The organism is Pseudomonas fluorescens (assembly GCF_902497895.1).
Classification (GTDB): domain Bacteria; phylum Pseudomonadota; class Gammaproteobacteria; order Pseudomonadales; family Pseudomonadaceae; genus Aquipseudomonas; species Aquipseudomonas fluorescens_BP.
This window is the reverse complement of record NZ_CABVHQ010000007.1, coordinates 12188-24028: the sequence shown is the minus strand read 5'-3', so window position 1 is coordinate 24028 and position 11841 is coordinate 12188. Positions and strand designations below refer to the sequence as shown.

Annotated in this window: 11 protein-coding genes; 9 read left to right on the top strand and 2 right to left on the bottom strand. The window is 59.1% G+C overall.

All coding sequences use genetic code 11. The features are described from left to right. Positions 1-91 precede the first annotated feature (91 nt). A complete protein-coding gene (locus F8N21_RS05265) occupies positions 92-1060 on the bottom strand; it encodes a polyprenyl synthetase family protein (RefSeq protein WP_150641123.1) in 969 nt (322 codons plus the stop codon). 241 nt (positions 1061-1301) lie between these two features. Between F8N21_RS05265 and rplU the strand changes: the two genes are divergently transcribed. The 5 genes from rplU to F8N21_RS05240 all read left to right on the top strand — a co-directional run bounded on the left by rplU (position 1302) and on the right by F8N21_RS05240 (position 5182). After that, a complete protein-coding gene (gene rplU / locus F8N21_RS05260) occupies positions 1302-1616 on the top strand; it encodes a 50S ribosomal protein L21 (protein ID WP_003443915.1) in 315 nt (104 codons plus the stop codon). Positions 1617-1651: 35 nt separating this feature from the next. Further along, positions 1652-1927: a 50S ribosomal protein L27 gene (rpmA, locus tag F8N21_RS05255; RefSeq protein ID WP_150641122.1), complete on the top strand. Its 276-nt coding sequence runs from the start codon at positions 1652-1654 to the stop codon at positions 1925-1927. A 194-nt stretch (positions 1928-2121) separates the two neighbouring features. Next, on the top strand, positions 2122-3345 hold the full coding sequence (cgtA, locus tag F8N21_RS05250) for an Obg family GTPase CgtA (RefSeq protein WP_150641121.1): 1224 nt from the start codon (positions 2122-2124) through the stop codon (positions 3343-3345). 243 nt (positions 3346-3588) lie between these two features. Beyond that, a complete protein-coding gene (gene proB, locus F8N21_RS05245) occupies positions 3589-4707 on the top strand; it encodes a glutamate 5-kinase (protein WP_150641120.1) in 1119 nt (372 codons plus the stop codon). Positions 4708-4717: 10 nt separating this feature from the next. After that, complete coding sequence (locus F8N21_RS05240) at positions 4718-5182, top strand: CreA family protein (RefSeq protein ID WP_150641119.1); 465 nt, start codon at positions 4718-4720, stop codon at positions 5180-5182. A gap of 170 nt (positions 5183-5352) precedes the next feature. On the opposite strand, the gene rpsT is transcribed toward F8N21_RS05240, so the two are convergent. Beyond that, on the bottom strand, positions 5353-5631 hold the full coding sequence (rpsT, locus tag F8N21_RS05230) for a 30S ribosomal protein S20 (protein WP_150641118.1): 279 nt from the start codon (positions 5629-5631) through the stop codon (positions 5353-5355). A 252-nt stretch (positions 5632-5883) separates the two neighbouring features. On the opposite strand from rpsT, the gene murJ reads away from it, so the two are divergent. The 4 genes from murJ (at position 5884) to lspA (ending at position 11839) form a co-directional block, all read left to right on the top strand. After that, entirely contained in the window at positions 5884-7422 is a 1539-nt protein-coding gene (gene murJ, locus F8N21_RS05220; RefSeq protein WP_150641117.1) for a murein biosynthesis integral membrane protein MurJ, read from the top strand. A gap of 128 nt (positions 7423-7550) precedes the next feature. Continuing rightward, positions 7551-8489 carry a bifunctional riboflavin kinase/FAD synthetase gene (gene ribF, locus F8N21_RS05215; RefSeq protein ID WP_191624199.1) on the top strand — a complete coding sequence of 313 codons (939 nt, stop codon included), beginning with the start codon at positions 7551-7553 and terminating at the stop codon, positions 8487-8489. Positions 8490-8502: 13 nt separating this feature from the next. Then, complete coding sequence (ileS, locus tag F8N21_RS05210; protein ID WP_150641115.1) at positions 8503-11334, top strand: isoleucine--tRNA ligase; 2832 nt, start codon at positions 8503-8505, stop codon at positions 11332-11334. Continuing rightward, complete coding sequence (gene lspA, locus F8N21_RS05205; RefSeq protein ID WP_150641114.1) at positions 11327-11839, top strand: signal peptidase II; 513 nt, start codon at positions 11327-11329, stop codon at positions 11837-11839. The genes ileS and lspA overlap by 8 nt, the downstream gene beginning before the upstream one ends. Positions 11840-11841: the final 2 nt, after the last annotated feature.

The window sequence follows — 11841 nt, the reverse complement described above, 5'->3', positions numbered from 1 at the left end:
TACGCCAGGGTCGTACACCACCGAACAATCGGGTGTACGTAAATCCTGTAGGAGCTGCCGCAGGCTGCGATCTGTTGATCTTGCTTTGCGATTAATGCGTGCGTGCGACCGCAAACTCACTCAACTCCACCAGCGCATCGCGGTATTCGCTGGCAGGCAGGGTGTCGAGGCAAGATATCGCGCGGGCCACGTAATCGCGGGCCAGTTGTGCGGTGTAGTCCAGAGCCCCCGAGGCTTCCACGGCGGCGCGGATGCGTTCCAGGTCTTCGATGCCGCCTTTCTGGATCGCCTTGCGCACCAGTGCCGCTTGCTCCGGGGTCCCTTCGCGCATGGTATAGATCAACGGCAGGGTCGGCTTGCCTTCGGCCAGATCGTCACCGACGTTCTTGCCCAGGGTTTCTGCATCGCCACGGTAATCCAGCAAATCATCGACCAGCTGGAAAGCTACGCCCAAGTGATCGCCAAAGGTGCGCAGGGCTTCACTCTGTTCCGGGCTGGCACCGGCCAGGGTCGCGGCGCTGTGGGTTGAAGCCTCGAAAAGCATCGCAGTCTTGCCGCGGATGACTTCCATGTAGGTCTCTTCCGTGGTGCTGGCATCACGCACCTTGGACAGCTGCAACACTTCGCCTTCGGCGATGATTCGTGTGGCTTGCGAGAGGATCTTCATGACGGGCATCGAGCCCAGTTCGACCATCATCTCGAAGGAACGCGAGTACAGGAAGTCGCCGACCAGCACGCTTGGGGCGTTGCCCCACATAGCATTGGCGGTTGAGCGGCCACGGCGCATGCCGGACATGTCGACCACGTCGTCGTGCAGCAGGGTGGCGGTGTGCAGGAACTCGATGGTGGCGGCGAGCAGGCGCATATCATCGCCTTCGCGACCCAGGGCCTTGCCACACAGCAGCACCAATAATGGACGCAGGCGTTTGCCCCCGGCCGAGGTGATGTAGTCGCCGATTTTCGATACCAGCGGCACTCGGGAAGTCAGCTGCTTCTTGATGATGCCGTCGACGGCGTTGAAATCGTCCGCCACCGCGCGGTAGAAAGCTTGGGGTTGCATCAGTGACAGGTGCTCCAGAAGGGTTGCGCGGCATGCTAGGACTCGCGTCCGCAGGTGTCAAGGCGCTATGCTCAGGCACTTGCATCGTCACTGCGGCTTGCGTACAATCGCGCACCCTGAACTTCCTGGGCAGCACCTGCCTTACGCAATTGCATATGGGCCGTTCCAGCCCCATGCAGCCATGCCAGCCAATACCTCTTCTTATAAAGAGCTGGGTGAGCAGGATTATCGGAGAAATACCATGTCTTATGCAGTAATCGTTACTGGTGGCAAGCAATACAAGGTCGCCCCAGGTGAATACCTGAAGATCGAAAAACTGGAAATCGCTACCGGCGAATCCGTTACTTTTGATCGCGTTCTGTTGGTTGCCAATGGCGACGACGTGAATATCGGTGCTCCAGTTGTTCCTGGCGCTACCGTTGTTGCTGAAGTGATTTCCCAAGGTCGTCACGATAAAATCCGCATCATCAAGTTCCGTCGCCGTAAGCACCACATGAAGCGTATGGGCCACCGCCAGTGGTACACCGAGATCAAAATCACCGGTATTCAGGCTTAATTTCAGCCTAATTCCTCACTAGGAGAATTGAACTCATGGCACACAAAAAAGCTGGTGGTAGTACCCGTAACGGTCGCGACTCAGAAGCTAAACGCCTTGGCGTGAAGATGTATGGCGGCCAGGTTATCATTCCGGGCAACATCATCGTGCGTCAGCGCGGCACCCAATTCCACGCCGGTTACGGTGTTGGCATGGGCAAGGATCACACCCTCTTCGCTAAAATCGAAGGCGTGATCAAGTTCCAGGTTAAAGGCGCCTTCGGTCGCCGTTACGTAAGCATTGTCCCGAAGACTGAAGTCGTCGCGGCATAATTGCGTAATGCTGGAAAAGCCCTGTCTTGCGACGGGGCTTTTTCGTTTGTGGGGTGAGTCTCTTGCAAAGCTGTTTGTATGGGCTGCCAGCGCTGGATTTTGCGGTCGTTGATTGAGGTCGCTGCGCTCATTTTTGCAAGAGTCTTATGTCTTAGTGCTTTTCAGCTCGCCCGTGCGGCGAGAGGCGTTTTGTAATGAAGTTTGTTGATGAAGTTTCGATTCGAGTAAAAGCCGGTGACGGCGGCAATGGCTGCATGAGTTTCCGTCGGGAAAAATTCATCGAGAACGGTGGTCCGAACGGTGGTGATGGTGGTGACGGCGGCTCGGTCTACATGATCGCCGACGAAAACCTCAACACTCTGGTGGACTATCGCTACACACGGCACTTCGATGCCGAGCGCGGCGCCAACGGCGGCAGCACCGACTGCACCGGTAAAAAAGGTGAAGAGCTGGTGTTGCGGGTTCCGGTCGGCACGACCGTGATTGATTCTGCGACCCAGGAAATCATTGGCGACCTGACCAAGGCTGGCCAGCGTCTGCTGGTGGCTCATGGCGGCTGGCACGGTCTGGGCAACACTCGCTTCAAGTCCAGTACCAACCGTGCGCCACGCCAGACCACACCGGGTAAACCGGGTGAGGCGCGTGACCTCAAGCTGGAAATGAAGGTGTTGGCCGACGTCGGTCTGCTGGGCTTGCCGAATGCCGGCAAAAGTACCTTTATCCGTTCGGTCTCGGCGGCTAAGCCTAAGGTTGCCGATTATCCGTTCACCACCCTGGTGCCGAACCTGGGTGTGGTCAGCGTCGATCGCTGGAAAAGCTTCGTGGTCGCGGACATTCCGGGGCTGATCGAGGGCGCTTCCGATGGTGCCGGCCTGGGGATTCGTTTCCTCAAGCACTTGTCCCGTACCCGTCTGCTGCTGCACCTCGTCGACATGGCGCCGCTGGATGACGCCAGTGCCCCGGACGCTGCCGAAGTGATCGTCAGCGAGCTGACCAAGTTCAGCCCGTCCCTGGCGGAGCGTGATCGTTGGTTGGTGTTGAACAAGTGCGACCAGATCCTTGAGGAAGAGCACGACGCCCGGGTCAAGGAAATCGTTGATCGTCTGGAGTGGACCGGTCCGGTCTACGTGATCTCGGCCATCGCCAAGCAAGGCACCGAGCGTCTGTGTCACGACATCATGCGTTACATGGAAGATCGTGCCGATCGCCTGGCTAACGACCCGGCCTACAAGGAAGAGTTGGCGGATCTCGATCAGCGTATCGAAGACGAGGCTCGTGCCCAGTTGCAGGCTCTGGACGACCAGCGAGCCCTGCGTCGCAGCGGCGTCAAGTCGGTCCATGACATCGGTGACGATGATTGGGACGAGGAAGATGTGGATGATGAAGATGGTCCGGAAATCATTTACGTCCGCGACTGATTCATTGTGTGTGTAGGAGCTGCCGCAGGCTGCGATCTTTTGATGTGTTGAAGATCGCTGATGCGTACTGAAGCTCCTTCGCGAAGCAATCAATCTGGCCGGGCGCGGTGTTATCATCGTCCGCACGCCAGTTTCCAAGGCGCCGCTCATTGAGCGGCGTTTTGGTATCTGCAAAACGCAAGAATACGAATAATCTCATGGGTGGCGCTGGGTCGCGCCACCCGCCGGCATAGGTTGAATAAAATGCGGAGCAAGGTGGCAGGTGCGCGGCGCTGGGTCGTGAAGATTGGCAGTGCGTTGCTGACGGCGGACGGCAAGGGCCTGGATCGCGCGGCAATGGGTGTCTGGGTCGAGCAGATGGTAGCCCTGCATGAGGCGGGCGTCGAGCTGGTGCTGGTTTCCTCCGGTGCGGTCGCGGCGGGCATGAGTCGCCTGGGCTGGACGACGCGACCGAGTGCCATGCACGAGTTGCAGGCCGCTGCGGCGATTGGTCAGATGGGCCTGGTGCAAGCCTGGGAGTCGAGCTTTGCCGAGCATGGCCGGCACACGGCGCAAATCCTCCTGACCCATGACGATCTGTCCGATCGCAAGCGCTACCTCAATGCCCGCAGCACTTTGCGCGCGCTGGTCGAGCTCAAGGTGATCCCGGTGATCAACGAAAACGACACCGTGGTGACCGACGAAATCCGTTTCGGCGATAACGACACGCTGGCGGCATTGGTGGCGAACCTGGTCGAGGCCGATTTGCTGGTCATCCTCACTGATCGCGATGGCATGTTCGACGCTGATCCGCGCAACAACCCGGATGCCAACCTGATTTACGAAGCTCGAGCCGATGATCCGGCGCTGGATGCCGTGGCTGGCGGCACCGGTGGTGCGCTCGGTCGTGGCGGCATGCAGACCAAGCTGCGTGCCGCACGGCTGGCGGCGCGTTCCGGTGCGCACACGATCATCGTCGGCGGGCGTCTGGAGCGGGTGCTGGATCGGCTGAAGGCTGGCGAGCGCATCGGTACCTTGTTGTCGCCCGAGCGCGGCATGCTGGCGGCACGCAAGCAGTGGCTGGCCGGGCATTTGCAGACTCGCGGCACTCTGGTGCTGGATGCTGGCGCGGTGTCCGCGCTGTCCCAGGGCAACAAAAGTTTGCTGCCGGTGGGTGTCAAATTGGTCCAGGGCAGTTTCCGTCGTGGCGAAATGGTGGTCTGTGTGGCCCCGGATGGGCGTGAAATCGCCCGTGGCCTGGCGAACTACAGTGCCTTGGAAGCGCAAAAGATCATCGGTCAGTCGTCAGAAGCGATTATCGGTCTGTTGGGTTATATGGCGGAGCCAGAACTGGTTCACCGCGATAACCTGATTCTGGTTTGAGGGCGTTTGAATGCGTGTAGCAAAAGGATTGTTGGGTCTGCTGTGGGCGCTGCCACTGCTGGCCTCGGCCGAGGAGATTGGCCAGGTGTCTACGGTGTTCAAATTCGTCGGCCCGAATGACCGCATCGTAGTCGAGGCGTTTGATGATCCGAAGGTCGAGGGTGTAACCTGCTATCTGTCTCGGGCCAAGACTGGCGGTGTGAAGGGTGGTCTGGGATTGGCTGAGGATCGCGCAGAGGCCTCCCTCGCTTGTCGTCAAGTCGGGCCGATCAGCTTCAAGGGTGAGCTCAAGGATGGTGACGAGGTATTCAAAGAGCGCACTTCGCTGGTGTTCAAGACCATGCAGGTGGTGCGCTTCCTCGACAAGAAGCGTAATACCCTGGTGTATCTGGTCTACAGCGACCGCCTGATCGAGGGTAGCCCGCAGAATGCCGTCACCGCGATCCCGATCCTGCCGTGGGCGCACGCTCAGTAATTTTTAGCGAAGATTGAAATGTGGGAGCGAGCTTGCTCGCGATGACTGGCTAACATTCAACAACCATGTCGACTGTTATGCCGCTATCGCGAGCAAGCTCGCTCCCACATATTTTTTTGCAGGCAATAAAAAACCGACCCTAGGGTCGGTTTTTTAACAAAGCGTGTCGCTTAGGCTGCTACAGCAAGGCTCAGAGCCTTGATGTGGCCATTCAAACGGCCTTTATGGCGAGCGGCTTTGTTCTTGTGGATGATGCCTTTATCGGCCATACGGTCGATAACTGGCACGGCCAGAACGTAAGCAGCTTGTGCTTTTTCAGCGTCTTTTGCGTCGATGGCTTTAACTACATTCTTGATGTAGGTACGAACCATGGAACGCAGGCTGGCGTTGTGGCTGCGACGCTTCTCAGCCTGTTTTGCACGTTTTTTGGCGGAAGGTGTGTTGGCCACCGTCGAGCTCCTCGAAAGACTTTTTGGGAAATAGCAAACAAAATAGGCCGCGAATCATGCCGATGAGATGAAGTCTTGTCAAGGGCGGATGATGCGTTCCGCTAAGTGGTCGATCTGAAGTGGCGGGATATTTATTTCCGGCGCTTGACCTGTAAACTCGCGAACTTTGGCTCTGTGCTGCTGCGGCGCGGAGTATCGCATATGTGGGCGCTTTGTTCGCCTGCTCTTTATCTACAGGCTAAAACTCTTTCAATGAATCTGCTCAAGTCGTTGGCCGCCGTCAGCTCTATCACGATGCTTTCCCGGGTTCTGGGGTTTGTGCGGGACACCATTATCGCGCGCACATTTGGCGCCGGGATGGCCACGGATGCGTTCTTTATTGCGTTTAAATTGCCCAATCTGCTGCGGCGGATCTTCGCCGAGGGGGCTTTTTCCCAGGCCTTCGTACCGATTCTGGCGGAATACAAAAGCCAGCAGGGCGAAGAAGCGACGCGAACCTTTATTGCCTATGTCTCTGGGTTGCTGACCCTGGTCCTGGCGCTGGTGACGATCGCCGGGATCCTTGCCGCGCCTTGGGTGATCTGGGCGACCGCGCCGGGGTTTGCCAATACGCCGGAAAAATTCGCGCTGACTGCTGATCTGCTGCGGGTAACCTTCCCTTATATATTACTGATCTCCCTGTCTTCACTGGCGGGGGCGATCCTCAATACCTGGAATCGCTTCTCCGTCCCAGCCTTCGTGCCGACCCTGCTCAACGTCAGCATGATCATCTTTGCGTTATTCCTGACCCCTTACTTCGATCCGCCAGTCATGGCCCTGGGCTGGGCGGTGTTGGTCGGGGGGCTGGCGCAATTGCTCTACCAGCTGCCGCATCTGAGGAAAATCGGCATGCTGGTGCTGCCACGCCTGAATCTGCGCGATAGCGGAGTCTGGCGGGTGATGAAACAGATGCTGCCAGCGATTCTCGGGGTATCGGTCAGCCAGATTTCGCTGATTATCAACACCATCTTCGCCTCGTTTCTGGTGGCGGGCTCGGTGTCCTGGATGTATTACGCGGACCGATTGATGGAGTTGCCGTCCGGTGTGCTCGGCGTAGCGCTGGGGACGATACTGCTGCCAACGTTGGCCCGGACCTACGCGAGCAACGATCGCCACGAATATTCGCGAATTCTCGATTGGGGCCTGCGCCTGTGCTTCATGCTGGTGCTGCCATGCTCGCTGGCACTGGGGATACTGGCCGAACCGCTGACCGTTTCGCTGTTCCAGTACGGCCAATTCAGCGCGTTTGATGCATCGATGACCCAGCGGGCGTTGATCGCTTATTCAGTGGGTCTGCTCGGGATCATCGTGATCAAGGTGCTGGCTCCGGGCTTTTATGCGCAGCAGAACATCCGTACCCCGGTAAAAATCGCGATTTTCACCCTGGTCGTCACGCAACTGTTCAACCTGGCGTTGATCGGTCCCCTGCAACACGCGGGTCTGGCCCTGGCCATCAGTATTGGCGCCTGCATCAACGCGGGCCTGCTGTTTTATCAGCTGCGCAAGCAGCAGATGTATCAGCCGCAGCCGGGCTGGGGTAAATTCGGCCTGAAACTGCTGGTCGCGGTGGCGGTGATGTCCGCGGTATTGCTGGGGTTGATGCAGCTGATGCCCGTCTGGGACCAGGGGCATATGCTTGAGCGATTCCTGCGTCTGGGGGCTTTGGTCGCAGCTGGCGTTGTCGCGTATTTCGGCATGCTGGCGCTGATGGGTTTCCGTTTGAAAGATTTCAATCGCAAGACGCTGAACTGACGACGGATCGAAGATAGTCGTGGGTAAGGCGTCGGTTTTGTCGGTTCGATCACTTTGGTTACGGTGTTGCCTGTCGTCAGGCGCCGGGTGTGGTTATAATCGACCACTTTATGAGCAAGAAGCGCGTTATGCAGCTGGTTCGAGGCCTCCACAATCTGCGCCCCCAGCATCGGGGCTGCGTCGCCACTATTGGCAACTTTGACGGTGTTCACCGTGGCCACCAGGCGATCCTGGCCCGGCTGCGTGAGCGTGCGCTCGAGTTGGGCGTGCCCAGCTGCGTGGTGATTTTCGAGCCGCAGCCCCGTGAATTCTTCGCCCCGGATACGGCTCCAGCCCGCCTGGCACGCTTGCGTGACAAGTTGCAGTTGCTGGCAGAAGAGGGTGTTGACCGGGTCTTGTGCCTGGCCTTCAACCAGCGCTTGAGCAAGCTCAGTGCCGCTGAATTCGTTGATGCCATTCTGGTCGATGGCCTGGGTGTGCAGCATCTGGAGGTCGGTGACGACTTCCGTTTCGGGTGCGACCGGATCGGTGATTTCGATTTCCTGCAACAGGCTGGAGTCGTTCAGGGTTTCACCGTCGAAGCGGCGCAGACCGTCGAGCTGGATGGCATCCGCGTCAGCAGCACCCAGGTCCGCAATGCCCTGGCCGCTGCTGATTTCGCGTTAGCCGAGCGTTTGCTCGGTCGCCCGTTCCGCATTGTCGGGCGGGTGTTGCATGGCCAGAAGCTGGCGCGCCAATTGGGCACGCCGACGGCCAACATACAACTCAAGCGCCGTCGTGTGCCGCTGACCGGGGTTTACCTGGTGAGTGTCGACATCGACGGCAAGACCTGGCCAGGCGTCGCCAATATCGGCGTTCGGCCAACGGTCCAAGGTGATGGCAAGGCCCACCTGGAAGTGCATATTCTAGATTTTGCCGGCGATCTGTATGACCGGCGTGTGACGGTGGTTTTCCACCACAAGCTGCGCGAAGAGCAGCGTTTCGCCTCTCTGGAGGCGCTGAAGACGGCGATCAATGCGGATGTCGCCGCCGCCCGTGCCCATGCCGCACCTAGCGCAAATCGCTAATGAAGAGCCATAAATGACCGACTATAAAGCCACGCTAAACCTTCCGGACACCGCCTTCCCAATGAAGGCCGGCCTGCCTCAGCGCGAACCGCAGATTCTGCAGCGCTGGGACAGCATTGGCCTGTACCAGAAGTTGCGTGAGATTGGTAAGGATCGTCCGAAGTTCGTTCTGCACGACGGTCCTCCGTACGCCAACGGCACTATTCACATCGGTCATGCACTGAACAAGATTCTCAAGGACATGATCATCCGCTCGAAAACCCTTTCGGGTTTCGACGCGCCGTATGTTCCGGGCTGGGACTGCCACGGTCTGCCGATCGAACACAAAATCGAAGTGACTCACGGCAAGGGCCTGTCGGCTGACGAAACCCGCGAGCTGTGCCGTGCCTACGCCACCGAGCAGATCGAAGGGCAGAAGTCCGAGTTCATTCGCCTTGGCGTGCTGGGCGACTTCGCCAATCCGTACAAGACCATGGACTTTGCCAACGAGGCCGGTGAAATCCGTGCCCTGGCGGAAATGGTCAAGGGCGGTTTCGTGTTCAAGGGCCTCAAACCTGTGAACTGGTGTTTTGACTGCGGCTCGGCGTTGGCTGAAGCGGAAGTCGAATACCAGGATAAAAAATCCTCGACCATCGACGTCGCCTTCCCGATTGCTGACGAAGACCAATTGGCGACCGCTTTCGGCCTGGCTATGTTGAGCAAACCGGCCTCGATCGTGATCTGGACCACCACCCCGTGGACCATTCCGGCCAACCAGGCGCTGAACGTCCACCCGGAATTCAACTACGCCCTGGTCGATGTCGGCGACAAACTGCTGGTGCTGGCTGAAGAGTTGGTCGAATCCTGCCTGGCTCGCTACAACCTGGAAGGTTCGGTCATTTCCACTGTTCCGGGCGCGGCGCTGGAGCTGATCAATTTCCGTCATCCGTTCTACGATCGTCTGTCGCCGGTTTACCTGGCCGACTACGTCGAACTGGGTGCCGGCACCGGGGTGGTCCACTCCGCCCCGGCCTACGGTGAAGACGACTTCGTGACCTGCAAGCGTTACGGCATGGTCAACGATGACATCCTCACGCCAGTACAAAGCAACGGCGTGTATGCCACGTCGCTGGAGTTCTTCGGCGGCCAGTTTATCTGGAAGGCCAACCCGGCCATCGTCGACAAGCTCGCTGAAGTCGGTGCGCTGCTGCACACCGAAACCATCAGTCACAGCTACATGCACTGCTGGCGCCACAAGACCCCGCTGATCTACCGCGCCACCGCGCAGTGGTTCGTCGGCATGGACAAACAACCTGCGACCGGCGAGACCCTGCGCAAGCGTGCGATCAGGGCCATCGAAGACACCGCATTCATTCCGGCCTGGGGCCAGGCGCGTCTGCATTCGATGATCGCCAACCGTCCGGACTGGTGCATCTCCCGTCAGCGTAACTGGGGCGTGCCGATCCCGTTCTTCCTGAACAAGGAAAGCGGCGAGCTGCACCCGCGTACCGTCGAGCTGATGGAAGCAGTTGCCAAGCGCGTCGAAGTCGAAGGCATCGAAGCCTGGTTCAAGATGGACGCGGCCGAGTTGCTCGGTGACGAAGCGCCGCTCTACGACAAGATCAGCGATACCCTCGACGTCTGGTTCGACTCGGGTACCACTCACTGGCACGTACTGCGCGGTTCGCATTCCATTGGCCACGAGAGCGGCCCGCGTGCCGACTTGTACCTGGAAGGTTCCGACCAGCACCGCGGCTGGTTCCACTCGTCGCTGCTGACCGGTTGCGCCATCGACAACCACGCGCCGTACCGCGAGTTGCTGACCCACGGTTTCACCGTCGACGAGAGCGGTCGCAAGATGTCCAAGTCCCTGGGCAACGTGATCGCGCCGCAGAAGGTCAATGACACCCTGGGCGCCGACATCATGCGTCTGTGGGTGGCGTCCACCGACTACTCGGGCGAGATCGCGGTTTCCGAACAGATCCTGCAGCGCAGTGCGGACGCCTACCGGCGGATCCGTAATACCGCGCGCTTCCTGCTTTCCAACCTGAGCGGTTTCAACCCGGCCACCGACATCCTGCCGGCCGAAGAAATGCTCGCGCTGGACCGTTGGGCCGTGGACCGCACCCTGTTGCTGCAACGCGAGTTGCAAGAGCACTACGGTGAATACCGCTTCTGGAACGTCTATTCCAAGATCCACAACTTCTGCGTGCAGGAGCTGGGCGGGTTCTACCTGGACATCATCAAGGACCGTCAGTACACCACTGGCACCGACAGCAAGGCCCGGCGCTCCTGCCAGACCGCGCTGTTCCACATCTCTGAAGCGCTGGTGCGCTGGATCGCCCCGATCCTGGCCTTTACCGCCGACGAGCTGTGGCAGTACCTGCCAGGCGAGCGTAACGAATCGGTCATGCTCAACACCTGGTACGAAGGCCTCAGCGAGCTGCCGGAAGGCATCGAACTGGACCGTGCCTACTGGGAGCGGATCATGGCGGTCAAGGTCGCGGTCAACAAGGAAATGGAAATCCAGCGTGCGGCCAAGGCCGTCGGTGGCAACCTGCAAGCCGAAGTGACGCTGTTCGCCGAGGAAGCGCTGAGCGCCGACCTGGCCAAGCTGAGCAACGAGCTGCGTTTCGTGCTGATCACCTCGACTGCCAGCGTTGCACCCTTTGTGCAGGCGCCGGCTGATGCGGTGGAAACCGAAGTGGCGGGCCTCAAGCTCAAAGTGGTCAAGTCCGCGTTCGCCAAGTGCGCCCGCTGCTGGCACTGCCGTGAAGACGTTGGCGTGAACCCCGAGCACCCGGAAATCTGCGGTCGTTGTGTCGACAACATCAGCGGTGCCGGCGAGGTTCGTCACTATGCCTAACCCTGCTAGCCGTTTCGGACGGCTGAGCTGGCTCTGGTTGAGCATGCTGGTACTGGTCATTGACCAAGCCAGCAAGTTCTACTTCGAAGGCTCGCTGGCGATGTACCAGCAAATCGTGGTGATCCCGGATTACTTCAGCTGGACCCTGGCCTACAACACCGGCGCCGCGTTCAGCTTCCTGGCCGACAGCTCCGGCTGGCAGCGCTGGCTGTTTGCCCTGATCGCGGTCGTGGTCAGTGCCGTGCTGGTGGTCTGGCTCAAGCGTCTGGGGCGCAACGAAACCTGGCTGGCAGTCGCGCTGGCGCTGGTGCTCGGTGGTGCCTTGGGTAACCTGTACGACCGCATTGCCCTGGGCCATGTGATTGATTTCATTCTGGTGCATTGGCAGAACCGCTGGTATTTCCCGGCGTTCAACTTTGCCGACAGCGCAATCAGCGTTGGCGCGGTGATGTTGGCGCTGGATATGTTCAAAAGTAAAAAAACCGGAGAAGCCGTTCATGACTGAGC

Bases quoted from the DNA above. Each gene is read 5' to 3' on its own strand.
- rplU (WP_003443915.1), top strand. From the start codon at position 1,302: ATGTCTTATGCAGTAATCGTTACTGGTGGCAAGCAATACAAGGTCGCC.
- F8N21_RS05240 (WP_150641119.1), top strand. From the start codon at position 4,718: ATGCGTGTAGCAAAAGGATTGTTGGGTCTGCTGTGGGCGCTGCCACTG.
- lspA (WP_150641114.1), top strand. From the start codon at position 11,327: ATGCCTAACCCTGCTAGCCGTTTCGGACGGCTGAGCTGGCTCTGGTTG.
- proB (WP_150641120.1), top strand. From the start codon at position 3,589: ATGCGGAGCAAGGTGGCAGGTGCGCGGCGCTGGGTCGTGAAGATTGGC.
- rpmA (WP_150641122.1), top strand. From the start codon at position 1,652: ATGGCACACAAAAAAGCTGGTGGTAGTACCCGTAACGGTCGCGACTCA.
- F8N21_RS05265 (WP_150641123.1), bottom strand. From the start codon at position 1,060: ATGCAACCCCAAGCTTTCTACCGCGCGGTGGCGGACGATTTCAACGCC.
- murJ (WP_150641117.1), top strand. From the start codon at position 5,884: ATGAATCTGCTCAAGTCGTTGGCCGCCGTCAGCTCTATCACGATGCTT.
- ileS (WP_150641115.1), top strand. From the start codon at position 8,503: ATGACCGACTATAAAGCCACGCTAAACCTTCCGGACACCGCCTTCCCA.
- ribF (WP_191624199.1), top strand. From the start codon at position 7,551: ATGCAGCTGGTTCGAGGCCTCCACAATCTGCGCCCCCAGCATCGGGGC.
- cgtA (WP_150641121.1), top strand. From the start codon at position 2,122: ATGAAGTTTGTTGATGAAGTTTCGATTCGAGTAAAAGCCGGTGACGGC.